The following is a 16,853-nucleotide window of genomic DNA, read 5'->3' on the forward strand; positions in this document are numbered from 1 at the left end:
TTGCCCTCCTGAATGTATAACAAAAGCAGCCACTCTTGTCAAAAGAGTGGCTGTGGATGATAATTATTTTTTCATTTTGTCAACCATTTATCAAGTTCTTTCTGCACTTTTTCTTGTGCGGTTTTCAATGCTTCAGTTGCACTTTTTTCACCATAGATAACTGCCTGCATTGCATTCGTAAGTTCATCCCAAAGTAAAGCTCCTACAGGGATAACGGGTCTTACATGAGCTGTTGGTAAAAGATCGGCGAAAATCTTCTGTTCTGGTGGAGAAACTTTCAAAAGTCCTGGAACGGCCTCTCTCAAAGTAGGAAGATGCTGAGTATCAGCGGCGTATTTTATCTGTCCTTTAGTTGCCATGTAATAGATAAATTCTGCGGCTTCTTTTGGATGTTTTGCTCCTTTTGGTATGACGAGTGACCATCCACCAGCCCAAGTACTGTTTTTCTCACCATACTCAGGAGCCGGTATTGGAGCTATACCAAACTCGAAATCTTTCGGAGCCAATTGTTTTATCTGAGCTAATAACCAGTTTCCATCAACTACCATTGCGAGCTTTCCGGCTAAGAATGGGTTTATCGGTTCAGCTCCACCTATACTTGCTCCTGAGAAACTCATTCCAAATGAAGAGACAAAGGCTTCTAATTCCTTTATATTGTATTTCTTTGCCCATTCTCCAAGCCATTCGAAAGCTTTCACAATTCTTGGATCATCAGCGAATATGAGTTTCTGGCTTTGAGTGTCGTAGAAATTTCCTCCAAAAGCCCAACCCCATGTATAATGCCATCCTTGAAATGCCCATGGTATGAAACCAACTTGGGTATACCTTCCTGCAGTTTTTTTGGTGAGTTTTTCGGCATAAGTTTCTAATTCTTTCAGTGTTACAGGAGGTTTGTCTGGATCCAAGCCGGCTTCTTTGAAGAGTTTCTTGTTGTAATACAGAGCTCTGTTGTCGGTATCCCATGGTAATGCCCATATTTTATTGTTCCATTGACATTCCTCGATTGCAAAGTTGAAGAACTCTCCTTTCAGTTTAATAGCATCATAGCCAAGTTGAACAAGATAGTCTTCTAATGGTTCAAGTACCCCATACGCAGCTCTTTGCGCAACGGTAAAACGATCAAGATAGTAGACGTCAGGACCTGTTCCACCGGCAACAGCTGTCATGAGTTTTGTAATCTCAGTTTCTGATCCTGGCACAATAACGATATTCACTTTGATATTTGGATGTGTCTTGCTAAACTCTGCTACAGCTCCAGCTATACTTTCTCTTTCTACAGGGTTGGTCATATTGTGCCAGAAAGTGATTTCAACTACTTCCCCCAAAAGACAAATTGCAAGACTTAGAAGAAGAGCCACAAACAACCGCTTCATGGTTTCACCTCCATCAAGAGTTGAGTTTCAACGGCAAAATACTACATTGGTTTTTAAGATATGTCAAATTATCTTGTATGCTATATCAACTAATTTTTACCAGTTATACCTGATTATACTTGTATATACAAGTAAAAACAAAGAAATGCTCGGTACTACTACTTGTTACAACCACAAGATTCTCTAACTACCAAACTCACTGGTATTCTCTCTTCAAATTTGAAAGATTCTCCCAAGAAAATTTTGACTAATTGCAACGCGGCTAATTCACCCATTGCCTGAAAATCCTGATGAACGGTGGTGAGACGAGGATGGACATAGATGCTTGCTCTTAGATTATCGAAACCATAGACAGCGATATCCTCAGGAATGCCTTTTCCATATTCTCTAAGATATGTAATACCCCGAATGGCAAGATAGTCATTGCAGAAAAATACAGCTTGTATGTCTTCTTTTTTGACCATCTCAGTAACGACTTCAAAATCTTTATCGAAATCACCTATCATCTTCCATGTAGTTTCTGTGATTTCATCTCTCACTCCTTCAAATCTTTCCTTAACACTGGAGACATCAAAAGATTCTTCTGTGACAAAAAGGACATTCTTTACATGATGCTTCTTCATGTGCTTACCTATCAACTGTCCCCCGTTTCTATTGTCAGAAAAGACAACAGGGACTTGAGGAAATCCTTCTATCATTCTGTCTACAAAAACAACGGGGAAGTTTTCTTTAATCAGATTCAACAGCAAGGTATCTGAAAGAGAGGTTATACGTGGCTCTATTATCAAACCCTTTATCCCGAGTTTCAAAAGTTCTCTTAGCATTTTTTCTTCATGAAATGGATTGGCAAGAAATGCGTCTAAATTAAATGGAATAACATCCATTGAGAATTTCTGAAGGGTTCTTACAATACCAAACAGCATCGAAGCACGAGTGTCTTGGTAATTTGTTATCAAAACTCCTATTCTTCTACCCTTCAAAGGTTCCTGAGCGGATGCTACAAATGTTCCTAAACCTTGGATTCTGGTCACCATGCTTTCATATTCCAAATTCTCTAAAGCTTTTCTTGCGGTTAATCTACTGACATTGAATATTTTCGCCAATTCATTCTCGGATGGGACCTTATCTCCTGGTTTTAGTTCTTTCGATAGTATCTTGTTTTTCACGTAATCCATTATCAATGAATAAGCAGGTTTCATTCGCTTCCTCCTCGCCGATCAGAGTCTCTATCCTGTTTTATCAGATGAGCAGTGATTTGCAATAGTTCGTAGATAAACTTACGAGATTTAAACTTAACACATTTATTATACTGAGTTCTTCTTCTTTGAAAACAATACAGATCAATCCCTATTCGGTTCATCTGAGGTTGTCTGCCATATCAATAATGGTAATCTCAAATTCTTGTTTTTTCAACCTTTTAATGATTCAATGGTTTTGAAAAACAATGAAAGGAGAAAGACCGTGCTGAAGAATATTGTATTTGATCTTGGAAGAGTTCTGGTGAGTTGGGGACCTTATGAGTTTATGTTGAAAAATTTTCCCAAAGAGGTTGCGGACCATTTGAACGCGGAGATATTTGAACATCCAGATTGGCAAGAGATAGATAGAGGAAGTATCAGTCAAGAAGAATTTTGGGAAAGAAAATTGCAAATTCTCGTTGAGTATAAGCAATATATACTTTCACTCAAAAAAGAAGTACCAAGACTGCTTAAACCTATCCAAGAGAACGTGAGGCTACTTCCCATACTTAAAGATAAAGGTTTCAGGTTGTTCGTTTTGTCGAATTTTGGTAAGGACAATTTTGAGATGATATATAGGGATTTTGAATTTTTCAAAATCTTCGATGGAATAGTTGTTTCAGCTTATGTTCATTCTATCAAACCAGAGGAGAAAATATATCTGGAATTGATCAACAAATACAAAATCGTTCCACAACAGAGTCTTTTCATAGATGACAAATTTGAAAATATCCAGATTGCCCAGAATTTGGGTTTTAAAACATTACATCTTCCAAAAAGCGATGAATTGAGTGAAAAATTATTCAAGATAATAAACAGGGTATAGTTCTATTTGATTGCAAGAGGGTGTGCAATTTCATTGGTTGAAAAGCAAAAAATAAAAGGGATATCGTTGATATCCCTTTTATTGTTATGTGCTTATCCAACGTTACAATATCTGGTAGCGGGGGCAGGATTTGAACCTGCGACCTTTGGGTTATGAGCCCAACGAGCTGCCAGACTGCTCCACCCCGCAACGCATATATCTTCAAGAGATCATTTTTTATCTCCATCTGGTGCCGGGGATCGGACTCGAACCGACACGGAGGCTCCCTCCAGCGGATTTTAAGTCCGCAGCGTCTGCCTATTCCGCCACCCCGGCGACCAAGAATCAGTTTACCATTAACTGAGTTTGTTGTCAAGTTTTGCGATAAACATCGTTCTTAGCTACATCTGGACCAGCCGCATGCTTTGCAACTTGTACATCCTTCTTGCATTATCAGGGAGTTTTTGGAAAGACATGATGGACAATATGTGTTTCCATCGATATCTACATAGTAACCTTGTTTCCACTCAAGGCCATTTGCTACAACGAATTTTTCTATTTCTTCTGGAGTTTTTGCCGTTCCATCTATCTTGAGAAATTCATCTTGCATAGTTTCCTTCTGATTCCATAATTCACTGAAATCTTCTATTGCCTTTTTGATCTCGTATCCTACGTTTTTCACATAATCTCCCTTGACCTTTACAAGTTGTTCGATTATCTCATCGACTGATACACCTGCTCGCAAAGCCGTTGAAGAGAGTCTTCCTATTGCCTCAGCTGTTTCGGTACCGTTAGAGAGGAATATCTCTATTGCTTCACCGGTATCATCGAAAGAAACGGTTATGTATGTCGTTCCTGAAGAACTTTTATATTTTCTTGTGACACTGCGAAGGGTTTCTTTTCTGGGTTTTGCCCTGAGTCTGTGTTTATCGTCGAGAATGAAAAATTTGATCTTTGGCGCATCTTTTGTTTTTGCGGACTTTGTTGACGTCAGAACCTGTGTCTGTAATGAACCATCGCGGTAAATTGTAAGACCTCTGATCTTGTGCTTTAATGCCTCAACATAAATCTCAAGTACATCATCTACCGTCGCACTGTTGGGCATATTTATGGTCTTTGAAATATTGTTGTCTACATAACATTGAAATGCCTCTTGCATTAAAAGATGGTCTATCGGTTTTATATCATGCGACACCACAAAGATTTTTTTGAGTTTCTCATCTACTTCAAGGTGTTTCATTGTACCATCTTCGATCAATCTATCTTTTATCTTTTCCAGTAATTCTGCGGGTATTTTTTTCTTGAGAACCTCGTTGACATAGAACAATGCCTCTCTCTCATTGCTGTTTTGTTTGTTTACGTATCTTACGTAAGCCAACAAGAAATTTGGTTCAAGACCTGATGAAGTGTCGGCAATGTTAGAAATCGAGCCAGTAGGTGCTATTGCAAGTACTGCAACATTTCTTTTGTACTTTCTTGCCTGTGTTCTGAAGTGCTCGGCGATTGCTTGGTCATAATCGCTTTCGTCCATAGAGAAAGGAATAAAGCCTTCTTGTGAGAAGTATCTACTTTTTTCAAACAATGGGAAATTACCTTTTTGTTCACCGAGTTTTGAAGACTCTTCATGGGCATTTATCGACATGAATGCCATTATATTTTTTGCCAATTTTCTTGCTTGTTCTGAATCGTATGGTATCTCCATTTTGTAAAGTAGATCTGCAAAACCCATGATTCCAAGACCAAGGCGCCTTGAGTCTTTAACGGCTTTGGTGATTTTGTCTATGGGAAATACGTTGACATCTATCACATTGTCTAAGAATCTGGTTGAAATTCTGACAATCTCGCTCAGTGCGTCCCAGTCGAACCTTCCTGAATCATCACATAGTTTTGCAAGATCTATTGAGCCAAGATTACAAGCCTCGTAAGCACCAAGTCCTATTTCTCCACATGGATTTGTTGAAATGATTTCTTTTTCAGGATAAAGTGCATAATACCTATTCATTTCTCCAAGAAAAACCATACCAGGATCGCCTGTCTCCCAAGCATTTTGCGCCATTTTTTGTAAAATCTCTCTTAGCTTTACTTCTTTTTGTGAATGCCACTTTGGGTGGCTTAGTTTTATCATCCCGTCGTTTTCATAGATTCTCAGTAACTCTTCACGTCTCATTGGTATTCCAACGGATATGTTGAAAAATCTAAGGACTTTTTCACCATCATTTCCCTTTTTAGCAGAGATGAAATCCAGTATATCGGGATGATCGATATTCATGATTCCCATTAAAGCACCGCGTCTTCTATAACCTTGCTCGACAACTGATACTGCTGAGTTGAAGACATGCATGAAGCTTATCGGTCCCGATGCTTTACCATGTGTTCCTGCAACGAAACTCCCATTCGGTCTAAGGGAACTGAAATTGCTGCCTATTCCTCCACCGGCTTTTGTGATCAGTGCGTATTCTTTTACAGCCGTAAAAATACCATCAATGCTGTCTTCGACAGGTACCACAAAACATGCGGAAAGCATGTGTAAATGGTTTCTTGAATTTAGTATCTTTTCATAATCTTCAAGAGTCATTTGTTCAATGGGTTTGTACAGAAGTTTGTAATCTACACCCATTCCTGCGTTGAAAAGTGTAGGGCTGTTGGGGATAAAGATCCTACTCGCCATTAGATCAAAAAACTTCTCTTCGAGATCTTTCACGAATTCGAGTTTTTGGTTGGCGGACAATTTTTCCAACTGTGGGTTGTTGATTAATTCTGCTGCTGCCACAACTCTTGAAACCCGGCGTGCAACATCTTCCCATGAGTTTTCTAATAATTCTCCATCAGCCGTTTTGATGAAATACCTTTCTTTGAGTATTTTCATCGCATTGTCTGAAGGAGTTATGTTTTTGTACTTTTGAATAAGATCTGAATACATAAAATTCAAACCCCCTTCCGGGGGTAATTATACTATAGATTGTATTTGATTGCAAGATAGTACTATATATTGTATTCCTGTGAAACAACAGAATGGACGAGTGTTTTGAAAAAGACGGTTATGTCCACGTACTCAACTGGTATGTTACAGTCCAAGGTCACAGGTGCAAAACATATTATACCCCTAATTCCTGCCTTTTCCAACCTCTGTGTGACAGATTGAGCTGCCTCTGCCGGAGTGGCAATAACCGCAATTTCTGCCTGATTTTGGGCGATAAATTCTTCCAACGAATTCATGTCAGATATTACAAGATCATGAGTTATCTGCTTCCCCACTTTTCTTTTGTCTGTGTCAAAAATTCCAATGATCTGGAAATTGTGCTTTTCTATTTGCCTGAATCTTGCTATAGCTTGGCCTATGTTTCCAGCACCGATTATCACAACCTTCCACTTTTTGTGAATCCCGAGTATCTTTCGGATCTCATTCAACAACTTCTGGATATTGTATCCAATGCCACGACGACCAAAGTTCCCAAAATATGAAAGATCTTTTCTCACCTGAGAATCTTTGATATGCACCATCTGAGCAAGCAGTTTGGACGAAATGTTTTCTTCACCTTGCTGTTCTAACCGCTCAAGACATCTGTAGTAAATCGCCAGCCTTCTCACGGTGGGTTTTGGTATCTTTTTCATTCAGGAACCCCCTTAGTTCTCTTTTTCACAAATATATTCTATCACGATAGAATCAAAAAAATATTTTGATCTTAGAAAGTGGCGTTGAGATATCTTCAATTGGCCTCAAATTTTATTTATCATGAATCTTCAAGATTACTTTCAGAGAATTGTTTCTTGCCACATCGAATGCCTTTTGATAATCTGAGAGATCAAAAACGGCTTGAATTAAATCACGAACTTCAAGTCCTTCTTTCAGAGCAGAGATTGCCATTGGGAATGGACCACACCTTGAACCAATCATTTTGATCTCGTTAACGGCTACCAGACTCAAGTTCAGGTCAATTCGATCTGCTATTGTTGTCTTTAAAACAATAGTACCTTCGGGTTTTACAAGAGAAAGTGCTTGTTCTATACCCGATTTTCTTCCCGTTGCATCGATGACAACGTCAAAATATCTATCATATCTTCGAAAGTTCTGTGAAGATTCAGTAGATGTCCAGGTACGGGCTAATGATAATTTTTCTTCGTGTTTTCCAAAGAGTAAGTGATCGATCTTTGAAAAACTCAAGGCTTTGGAGATGAGTAAACCGAGTTTTCCATCGCCAAGTATCGCCACTTTTTGTGGATTTGATATACTGATCTGCTCAAGTATTCTAAAAGCAGCAGCGAGTGGTTCTATAAATACAGCTCTTTCATTTTCTATTTCTTCTGGTACTACATGAAGGTTTTTCACTGGCAAAAGCGTATATTCAGCGAACACGCCATCGTAATTTTTTATTCCGAGTACTTTCATGTTCCGGCAGTGTCTGTGAAGACCTTGAATACACAAATCACACTGCTCACATGGAATGTTTATTTCTCCGACAACCCTTTTACCAACAAGTTCCTGTGGACCTTGTTCAACGATTCCAACGAACTCATGACCAAGGATACCTTTGAAATTCATGTATCCTTTCAATATCTCAAAATCGGTGTTACATATACCAGCAAGGAGAATTTTTATGAGTGCATGATCTGTCTTTATGATTGGTTTGTTAACATCTGAAAGTTTGAGATCTTGTCCATCATAGATCAAGGCTTTTATTTTTCATCACTAAGACTTTTCATCTTACTGAAGGCTCCTTTGATCGATTTGGCAGCATACTGAGCTTTCTTTACAGCTTCTTTTAAGGCATGGACTTTATCTGCTTTAGAAAGTAAATTAAAGATCAATACTACGTCAAAGACATCTCCAGTACCTATTTTATAAGGATGATCTATACCATCTCCATCTATCATGAGATCTCCCCACTTAGCACCTTTTGGTCCAAGTTTAATCACGTCGCAATCGATTTTTTCAGATTCCTTGGCGTTACCAATCACGAGTAGGTTATCAGACAACTTTTTTACGTCTTTTCTCAAATTCGCGAGTGGTCCAATGTCCAGGAAAATTCTTTTTTCTTTTGAGAGTTCGATAACTTTATAAACACTCTCGGGTGGCACTTCGGTGTTGATCACAAAACAATCGAAAGATTTTATGTGCTCTTGATCTACTTGAACTGGTAGTCTATTCACACCCCTATTCACTGCTATGGGTTTTTCATTCAGAGCGATGTGGTATCCTGTTGTTCCTTGTATTCTTCTGATATACTGTGTGTTAAAATTCAATCGCGTGAGTTCTGCCATGATCAGATCTGCCTTGTAATCGTTACCTATGTTGGAAAAAAGTGCAACATCAAAACCCATCATTTTGAGACCAAAGGCGATGTTTAGACCAGAACCACCGCACATCTCCAATATTTCTGCACTGTGTGGTTGGTCACCATAAATATAAACATCCCAAAAAATTCCGCCGACTACAGCTATTTTTATGAAGATCACCCATAGAAAAGTATAATAGAAGTGAGGTGAAAAAGTGAAGGTCAGATTTGGAAATATCGTAGATGCGATGGTAGGTATCAAAGAAATAGAGGTGAAAGAGAGTAATTTGAAAAAGATTTTTGAATCTATTTCTCAAGCATTGAAAAAGCGCGTAGAGATCATTATCGATGAAAAAGAAGAGAGTGTTTATTTATTGACTGAAAAGGATGGTAAACTCATCAGAAATTGGGTTGTCGTTTTGTGCGATGGTGTGAATATACTTGATTGTGATACCAACCATCTTAGGAGTACAGAAATGACCATCTTTGTCCCTGTCAGTGGTGGATAAAATGTTTGAAAGACATTGTCGACTACTTGAAGGATGCATGGATAGGATCACTTCAGCAAAAGTATTCGTTGCCGGTGCTGGTGGTCTTGGGTGTACGGTTTTGTCGTTGCTCGTTAGACTTGGTTTTGAGAATATATACTTAGTTGACCATGGTATCGTTGATGAACCAGATTTAAACAGGCAGATTTTGTACGATCGGGAAAGTCTGGGAAGATCAAAAACCACTGTGGCAAAAGAAAGGCTAAAAAAGGTAAATCCATCGTGTAATGTAGTTACATTCGAAGAAACTATAGATGATAATTTTTGTCTTCCAAAGGTTGATGTTGTGGTTGATTGCCTTGATAATTTCAGATCCAAATTGATACTGGATAAACTCTGTCAAGAAAATTCAGTACCGCTTGTACACGCAGGAGTGCAGGGTTTTGTTGGTCAAATCACAACTATCTTATATGGTGAAACACCCACACTCAATCAATTGTTCAGAGGGATTCAAGATCAAAAAGATTCGCAGATTTTTCCACCTTTAGTAGTTTTGGTGGCATCAATGCAGGTAGCCGAAGTGGTTAAATTAATTTGCAAGAAGAAAGAGATATTAGCTGGTAAAATTCTGATGGTTGACCTTCTAAGCAACCACTTTGAGACTGTGAAGATAATTTAATTTGGTGGTGATATGGTGAAGAGAGTCTTGGTGACAATTTATTTTCTTGTGGCTGCTGTTTTATACATTTTGATTTATGGAACTGTTGTCTTGTTCATTGGGTTGATCATTCGTATTTTTGCAGATAAAAATAAGGCGAGAAAATTCATTGACGGTCAGATCAAGATCTTTGGTAAGAATGCTTTTAGATTCATGTTCTCACCTGTGATTGTAATGGGGCAGGAAAATGTTTGCGAAAGATGTCTTGTAGTCGCAAATCACCAGAGTTTGATGGATATACCTTTGATACTCGGTTATGTTGGTCCCATGCCTATGGTTGCCAAGAAGGAGCTCTCGAGAGTACCTGGTGTGAATTGGTTTGTCAAATACATGGGAGGCTTCTTTCTTGATAGAGATAACCCAGCCGAGGGAGCTCAAGTAATTAAAAAGATCATAAAGACACTTTCATCTGGGAATTCTCTGTTGATCTTTCCAGAAGGTACTCGATCTGTTGATGGTACGGTTGGTAGGTTCAAGACGGCTATTTTCAAGATAGCAAAGAAACTCAACGTCAAAGTGTTACCCATTTCAATTTGGGGTACAATATCTTTAGTACCAAAACGCAGTCTTTTTTTGAACCCTGGTCCAGTTTCCATGATAATTCACCCACCAATTAGTCCAAATGACTTTCCCAGTGAAGAAATGCTTGCTCAGAAAGTGGAAGAGACTGTGAGACTTGGGGTTGAGAGACTTAAAGCCACTGGAGGTGATTCGAAATGAGAAGGGCTTGGATTAAAGCATTGGTTTTAGACAAGGTACACAATTCTCCGGTTGTGATATTGGGAATCGAAGGAACTAACAAGGTGGTGCCGATTTGGATAGGAGCATGTGAAGCGAACGCTCTTGCAATAAGCCTTGAGGGTCTTGGCTTTCCAAGACCTCTGACACACGATTTAATCGTGAATATTCTTGAGGCACTCGATGCACGTCTTGAGAAGGCAATCATTCACTCAGTAAAAGACAACGTTTACTATGCGACACTTGTGATACGTGATTTGACGTATGTAGAAGGAGAAGAAGACGAGGGTTCAGATGAACACGCCTTGATCGAAATGGACGCAAGACCATCTGATTCCATAGTCCTTGCCGTGAAAAAGGGCATACCACTTTATGTGAGTAATGAAATAGTAGAAGAACACGCAATTGATTTACAGATACCTGAAGATACATCAGATGAGGAATTCAAAAAATTCGTTGAAAATCTGGATATAGATAAATTTAGACAGATGCTCAGAGACGAGCCACAGGATCAAGAAGATGAAGAATGAGGATTTTCTTGAAGTATTCAACAAAAAACTGCAAAATTTGATCCCAAAATCCAGCAAAGTCGAAGAGGCTATGAACTATAGCCTTCTGTCTGGTGGTAAACGAATCAGACCAATTCTGATAAAAACCATCTGTGAAGACATGATGGTAGATATCGATTTAGTGTGGCACCCTGCACTTGCAATCGAACTTTTTCACACCGGCTCTTTAATTCATGATGATCTTCCACAGATAGATGATTCACCTCTCAGGCGAGGCAGACCGTCCTGTCATGTGGTTTATGGAAATGATTTTGCGATACTTGCAGGAGATGGGTTGATGTTGAAGTCTTTTTGTGTACTCAGCCAGTCTCCTGCCAATGAAAATGTAAAGGCCGTTCTATTTAGAGAATTTTCAAGATCGACTTATGATGTTTTGATTGGTGAGGCACTTGATGTCGAATACACTGGTAAACGCCAGGAGCTCGATAAAGTTATTAAAATGTATGCAAAGAAAACCGGTGGCCTTTTCTCGTTTTGTGTTGCATCAGGCGCTATGCTTTCAGAGAAATTTCATTTAATAGACAAACTTTCTAAATTGGGCTCGTTGCTTGGTGTGTGGTTTCAAGTAGTTGACGATTTGAAGGATGCTTTGTCTGATGAAACAGCAGTTGGTAAGACAGTTGGGAGAGATAAAATACTCGGAAAACCAACAGTTGTGAGTATCGTTGGGATTCAGAAGGCAGAGAATTTTGCCGATAAGTTATTGAAAGGAGTTGTGAAAAGATTCAGTGAACTTGGAATGAACGGGACGGTTGATTTTCTGAAATCTCTTGCCAAATGAGAGAGTGAGATTTGTGGAAAAGGTTATTGAGTTACTTGGGTCTATACTGAAAAAGAAATTACTTTTGCTCATCGTTATTGGTTCTATCATAGTAGTTTTGATTGTCCTTTTAGGATTGAATATCTTTAGAAAAACTTTTACAACCAAACCCGAGAAAGGTGCGAGTGTCATGACCGAGGCTTTAACGATCTCGGTGTCTGAAGGTGCATATAGTAGACCCAAATCCTTTGAGATAAGAAAGATATCTTCTTCAAACCTTCCTTTGCAACTTGCTTCGATATTTGTCTCTGACGTGTATGAAGTCACTCCTGTTGATAAAATCGAGGAATTTGCAATGAAACCAATTTTGATTCGTTACCGTTTACCGGCGAATCTATATCTTGGCGAGGATTATGCAAATGTGAGATTAGCCTATATTCCAAATACTTCAGAGCCTATCTACAGAACCTTTGGTGGTGCTTACATAGATATGGATGAAGTGGGACCGTATATTGAAACCGAGGCCTTTCACACATCAACGATTGGATTAATTGCGAATGTACCACAAAAACAGAAACTTGGTTTGCAACTGATCAAGGAAAACTCAAAGAGTGCGGAGCCTGTTTTGTTACTCATACCAGATATAGACAGAAATTTTTTGGGTTTCATTCCGAGTACTCTTAAGCAAGATATAAATATCTGGAGTGAGCTCTTTCCAAGTAGAACGATCATGTATTATGAATATCCAATAGTCGATACAAAGTCAAAGTCTTACATGAACGGCTTCAGACAGTTTTCTAAGAATTCCGACATAAATAGCTTCTTGCTTTATGAGGCAGAAAAATTGTCGGCAGAGCTTCTCAGGTTAAAATCTCTTGACTTTGATATCCTTGCCCATGGAATGGGTGGTTTGATAGCTCGTTTGGCATTGGAAAGACATCCAGAGATAAAGAACATCAGGACCGTTGTTTTGGTGAGCACCCCGAACAAAGGTACAAATATAGTGAACCCAATTTACTTTGGAACCTTACTTTTTGGCAAACCTTCAGAGCTGATCGCAAACAATTTTGGCACGGACAAATCCACTGTAGATTCCATGAAATCACATTTGTTATCTTATCTTGAGTCAGTTGGTCCGCTGTATAGAGAGATATCTGCATCCTCTAAATTGCTGAGTTTGATAGGTTCTCCACGCAAAGATATTAAATATCTCTGTGTGGTTGGAAATAAACCTCCGATGTCCATAGACTTGAAAGGTACACCACTTGAGAGTTTCTATCCGGAGTTGGTAACTGGTTCTGGAGATGGTGTTGTTACAAAACAGAGTGCAACGATAGATGGAGTTGAGCTTTTTGAGTCAGATGGGTCATTTTTCGATTGTTACCTTTCACCAAAGTTTCACGAGAAGCTAAAGAAGATTCTGGATTATCAACTCCCAAAGGTTCCCGAGTACAAAGTGGAAACTTATTCTGAAAGAGTGCCAGGTGTAAAAGAAACAGAAACTGTTCCAAAACCTATACAGACCTTACAGGTCAAAACACCGAGTTCTTTCAAAATTGCTCAATTGATGAAAAAAATAAAGACACTTGACCAGCAAGCGATCGATATTTTTCAAGTTGGTTCAAAGATTCTAATTCAACGTAGTAGTGGTTTATATGACTTGAATGGGAAAGTTTTATACCAAGGAGATCTTCAATTTGCACATGTTGTTTCAGGTAAACTCGGATTTTACAGCAACAAAAATGCGATAATATATGATGGCAGTGGTATATCTCAGACTTCTGGTGTGAATCTTTTGGAGAATTGCGTGGATTTCTTGGTCAGTGATATAGGGATATTTTCAGTAGTGAAGAGCAAAGGACTATCTCTTTATAAGTGGGAAAGAGAATGGAAAAAAGTAACTGACCTATCTGGAGAATATGCGAGATTTATCGATGGAAACAGTCCGCTTTTGTTGACAAATGAAGCTGTGTACAGTTTGTCGAGTAATTCGAGTGTTTTGAAAAAACTCGTGAGCTCTTCTGACATAAACATAAAAGGAAAGTCGGTCGATTTCACAACTTGTATTGAGAAAGATGATCTGCTGATTTTGGGTTTGAGAAGTTATTCGATAATTTTGTTCAACCTCTCAACAAAGTCACGTGTTATCGTGGCTGAAGGATGGATAGATCCAATTTATATTGGGCAAGGTGAGAGATATTTATTAATTAGTGGAAGTTCTTCTGTTCTTTTCTTTGATCTGAAGAATATGGCGCTTAGAGAAGAAATACACAAATTTGATGGGAAGATCAAGAAGATTGTACCAGTTGGAAAGGAGGTCTACGCACTTGTAGACAGGAGGATAGAGATCTATGAGTTACCTTAAAAATGTGAAACCTCTTGTTGTTTGGTTGGTTATATCTGTCGCATTGGTTTTCGCATCAAATGAGTATTACACATCGGCACTGAATGCTTATATTTCTGGAAATTACGAACAGGCTCTACAATGGTTTGAAAAGGCTGTGCAGATAGAGCCTTCATTGGAATCTTATGATAGTTTACTCAAATTGAAAATGGGTATCTGTGCCTTTGCCATAGGAGATCTGCAAAAGGCAAAGACATATTTAGAACAGTATCAGAACACCAATCCAATCTCTAAACAGATCTTGGCTTTGATCAAACAGGGTACTCAACCAACCGAAGAATGGATGACATGGATAAGAGCAAGAATTCCACAAACCACTCCAACTCCTACAGAATTGCCTCAGAAGAAGGGTGTTTCTTTACTTCTCATCATAGGTGTATTTGTTGTTAGTTTCTCTGTGAGTTTTCTTGCAATGTATTTGTTGAAAAAACGGAAAGAAAAGAAAGTGCGGGTGGAAGTATCAAAAGAATCTACCGAGCAAAAAATCGATGTTGAAACTCAAGTTGAAAGTAGTATAAGTGAGGTTGAAAAACTCGTTCAGGAGATATCTACTTCAACACAAACACCTGTTGTCGAGTCTGATGAGAAGTTCAAAGAAATAGAGGCACAGCTTGATTCAATAGTTCAGGAGATTTTGTCGAAGGAAAAACCCAAAGAAGAAACTCGATTGAGCAGTCAAGATGATCCTTTTGAGATTCTAAAGAAACTTGAAGAAAAGACCGCTTATGATGAAGAAGACGCAAAGGTTTTATCAGATTTGATGAACAAGATCATCAATACCCAGGGAAAATCACAAGGCGAGACGGAACACTGAACTGGTTATCAATGACATAGTACGGTCCATCTCTATCGATAACTGTACCCAATTTTCCAAATCCGAGATTTTTCAAAAGCGTTCCACATGGAAATACATCAGATATTTTCACCTCAAAACCCATGATTTCTATATTTTCATAAATCCTGAGCCTGTTGCCGAAAAAAAGTTCTCCATCTGTTTTTACCGTTGAGGATTCGACTGTGACCTGTATAGCCATTTGTGGGGAAAATATAGATTCTACCCAGCTGATTTGTTTGTCAGAGCTTCTGACGATCCCAACCAAACATTTTCTATCGGGATCTACAGCTATATCGCCTGGTTTTGAATCTCCAGCAATGATGATGTATTGTTCTCTCAATCCTAAAACAGGAGAACCTTCTGAAGGAGATTGAATTTGCCGTTCCATGACTGTATCATTGTTTTGATTTAGAGAGATCTTTATTCCTTCTAAGATATGTAACGCGAATATCCTACTTTTGAGAGGTAAAACGGTCAAGGGATGAAAAAATGATTGTAAAGCAAAACTTATGCGATGTAAGGATAATATATCGAGCACGAAGATCAAGATGAAGATAAAAAAAAGTGCGACAACCTGATTAACTTTTCTGATTGGCATTCAGTCCACCTGCTGGAGTTTTTTCAGTATTTCTACTTTGTCAAGTACCTTGCCAGCGCCTTTAGCAACACACGACATTGGATCTTCAGCCCTAACGACTTTTATTCCTGTTTCTCTTTCAATGAGTTTGTCTATGCCTCGTAGTAAAGAACCACCACCTGTTGCCACTATTCCACGTTCTACGATATCCGTTGCCAGTTCTGGAGGAGTTCTCTCTAAAGTGGATTTTATACTGTCGATTATGGCTGCGATTGGTATCATCAATGCTTCACGAATCTCTGCACCTTTTAGAATGGTTCTTCGTGGTAACCCAGTTGAAAGATCGATGCCGGTTACCACTGTTTCTAATGCGTCGTATTCTTGGTTTTGAAAGACATTTCCGATGTCTATTTTTATCTTCTCACCAGTTCTTTCACCTATTGCTATTCGATATGTTTCTCTGACATATTGAACTATTGCTTCGTCCATCTCATCTCCTGCAATCCTTATTGAATCCCATACAACGATGCTCCCCAAGGATATCACAGCAACCTCTGTTGTTCCTCCTCCTATGTCAACGATCATATTCCCATTTGGTTCTTCAACATCGAGATCTATACCTATTGCACTCGCCATGGGTTCTTCTATCAAAAAAACCCTTGAAGCGCCTGCTTCGAGCCCAGCTTCGAGTATTGCACGCCTTTCAACATCAGTTATTCCTATGGGTACACCTATGACAACCCTTGGTTTGAGAAAGGACATAGCTGGTTTAGTTTTACCAATGAAGTATTTGAGCATTGAGAGAGCCACATCGTAGTCTGCAATGACACCATCTCTCAGTGGTCGTAAGGCTATTATCGATGCGGGAGTTTTTCCAAGCATCATCTTTGCTTCCATACCAACCTTGAGGACTTCACCTGTATCTGCGTTGATTGCCACAACAGATGGCTCGTTTATAACGATTCCCTTACCCCTCACGTACACAAGTGTATTTGCCGTTCCAAGATCTATACCAAGGTCACGTCTCATGTTCACAACATCATCCTCCATTGATACGACTCAGATACATTTTATC

16 protein-coding genes and 2 tRNA genes are annotated in these 16,853 nt (G+C 38.9%); 8 read left to right on the forward strand and 10 right to left on the reverse strand.

Going from position 1 to position 16,853, the window contains the following annotated elements; translation table 11 throughout:
• Nucleotides 1–71: 71 nt before the first annotated feature.
• Together TSP02S_RS01495 and TSP02S_RS01500 are read right to left on the reverse strand one after the other, a co-directional pair.
• Nucleotides 72–1,373, reverse strand: a complete 1,302-nt coding sequence (locus tag TSP02S_RS01495; protein WP_041081358.1) for an ABC transporter substrate-binding protein — start codon at nucleotides 1,371–1,373, stop codon at nucleotides 72–74.
• A gap of 158 nt (nucleotides 1,374–1,531) precedes the next feature.
• The gene (locus TSP02S_RS01500) at nucleotides 1,532–2,572 is read right to left on the reverse strand and encodes a GntR family transcriptional regulator (RefSeq protein WP_041081360.1); all 1,041 of its coding nucleotides are present in this window, start codon (nucleotides 2,570–2,572) and stop codon (nucleotides 1,532–1,534) included.
• Nucleotides 2,573–2,801: 229 nt separating this feature from the next.
• Here TSP02S_RS01500 and TSP02S_RS01505 point away from each other — a divergent pair, with 229 nt between their 5' ends.
• Entirely contained in the window at nucleotides 2,802–3,437 is a 636-nt protein-coding gene (locus TSP02S_RS01505; protein ID WP_232503737.1) for an HAD family hydrolase, read from the forward strand.
• 112 nt (nucleotides 3,438–3,549) lie between these two features.
• Here the strand turns inward: TSP02S_RS01505 and TSP02S_RS01510 are convergent.
• The 6 genes from TSP02S_RS01510 to TSP02S_RS01535 all read right to left on the reverse strand — a co-directional run bounded on the left by TSP02S_RS01510 (nucleotide 3,550) and on the right by TSP02S_RS01535 (nucleotide 8,870).
• Nucleotides 3,550–3,626: transfer RNA gene (locus TSP02S_RS01510), tRNA-Met, on the reverse strand.
• A 38-nt stretch (nucleotides 3,627–3,664) separates the two neighbouring features.
• Nucleotides 3,665–3,752, reverse strand: a tRNA-Leu gene (locus tag TSP02S_RS01515).
• Between the two features lie 61 nt (nucleotides 3,753–3,813).
• On the reverse strand, nucleotides 3,814–6,336 hold the full coding sequence (locus tag TSP02S_RS01520; RefSeq protein ID WP_041081362.1) for an adenosylcobalamin-dependent ribonucleoside-diphosphate reductase: 2,523 nt from the start codon (nucleotides 6,334–6,336) through the stop codon (nucleotides 3,814–3,816).
• Between the two features lie 62 nt (nucleotides 6,337–6,398).
• Nucleotides 6,399–7,028, reverse strand: a complete 630-nt coding sequence (locus TSP02S_RS01525; RefSeq protein ID WP_041081364.1) for a redox-sensing transcriptional repressor Rex — start codon at nucleotides 7,026–7,028, stop codon at nucleotides 6,399–6,401.
• Between the two features lie 112 nt (nucleotides 7,029–7,140).
• On the reverse strand, nucleotides 7,141–8,085 hold the full coding sequence (locus tag TSP02S_RS01530) for an MDR/zinc-dependent alcohol dehydrogenase-like family protein (RefSeq protein ID WP_232503738.1): 945 nt from the start codon (nucleotides 8,083–8,085) through the stop codon (nucleotides 7,141–7,143).
• A 5-nt stretch (nucleotides 8,086–8,090) separates the two neighbouring features.
• On the reverse strand, nucleotides 8,091–8,870 hold the full coding sequence (locus TSP02S_RS01535; protein ID WP_052465258.1) for a carbohydrate kinase family protein: 780 nt from the start codon (nucleotides 8,868–8,870) through the stop codon (nucleotides 8,091–8,093).
• A 34-nt stretch (nucleotides 8,871–8,904) separates the two neighbouring features.
• Here TSP02S_RS01535 and TSP02S_RS01540 point away from each other — a divergent pair, with 34 nt between their 5' ends.
• From TSP02S_RS01540 to TSP02S_RS10680, 7 genes are read left to right on the forward strand one after another with little or no spacing between them, the layout of a single operon-like run.
• Nucleotides 8,905–9,198 (forward strand): hypothetical protein, encoded by a 294-nt coding sequence (locus TSP02S_RS01540; protein ID WP_041081368.1) that lies wholly within the window; start codon nucleotides 8,905–8,907, stop codon nucleotides 9,196–9,198.
• A 37-nt stretch (nucleotides 9,199–9,235) separates the two neighbouring features.
• Nucleotides 9,236–9,856, forward strand: coding sequence for a HesA/MoeB/ThiF family protein (locus TSP02S_RS01545; RefSeq protein WP_171816299.1), 621 nt, complete (start codon nucleotides 9,236–9,238; stop codon nucleotides 9,854–9,856).
• A gap of 15 nt (nucleotides 9,857–9,871) precedes the next feature.
• Nucleotides 9,872–10,615 (forward strand): lysophospholipid acyltransferase family protein, encoded by a 744-nt coding sequence (locus TSP02S_RS01550; RefSeq protein WP_052465260.1) that lies wholly within the window; start codon nucleotides 9,872–9,874, stop codon nucleotides 10,613–10,615.
• Nucleotides 10,612–11,163, forward strand: coding sequence for a bifunctional nuclease family protein (locus TSP02S_RS01555; RefSeq protein ID WP_041081374.1), 552 nt, complete (start codon nucleotides 10,612–10,614; stop codon nucleotides 11,161–11,163). The genes TSP02S_RS01550 and TSP02S_RS01555 overlap by 4 nt, the downstream gene beginning before the upstream one ends.
• Nucleotides 11,153–11,983, forward strand: coding sequence for a polyprenyl synthetase family protein (locus tag TSP02S_RS01560; protein WP_052465261.1), 831 nt, complete (start codon nucleotides 11,153–11,155; stop codon nucleotides 11,981–11,983). Before TSP02S_RS01555 ends, TSP02S_RS01560 begins: the two co-directional genes overlap by 11 nt.
• 4 nt (nucleotides 11,984–11,987) lie before the next feature.
• A complete protein-coding gene (locus tag TSP02S_RS01565; protein ID WP_232503739.1) occupies nucleotides 11,988–14,327 on the forward strand; it encodes an esterase/lipase family protein in 2,340 nt (779 codons plus the stop codon).
• Entirely contained in the window at nucleotides 14,314–15,180 is an 867-nt protein-coding gene (locus TSP02S_RS10680) for a tetratricopeptide repeat protein (RefSeq protein ID WP_052465262.1), read from the forward strand. Before TSP02S_RS01565 ends, TSP02S_RS10680 begins: the two co-directional genes overlap by 14 nt.
• Here the strand turns inward: TSP02S_RS10680 and TSP02S_RS01575 are convergent.
• A complete protein-coding gene (locus tag TSP02S_RS01575) occupies nucleotides 15,140–15,799 on the reverse strand; it encodes a hypothetical protein (RefSeq protein WP_041081378.1) in 660 nt (219 codons plus the stop codon). The genes TSP02S_RS10680 and TSP02S_RS01575 overlap by 41 nt on opposite strands.
• Nucleotides 15,800–16,807: a rod shape-determining protein gene (mreB, locus tag TSP02S_RS01580; RefSeq protein ID WP_041084010.1), complete on the reverse strand. Its 1,008-nt coding sequence runs from the start codon at nucleotides 16,805–16,807 to the stop codon at nucleotides 15,800–15,802.
• Nucleotides 16,808–16,853 lie beyond the last annotated feature (46 nt).

It is taken from the genome of Thermotoga profunda AZM34c06 (assembly GCF_000828675.1).
GTDB classification, from domain to species: Bacteria; Thermotogota; Thermotogae; order Thermotogales; family DSM-5069; genus Pseudothermotoga_B; species Pseudothermotoga_B profunda.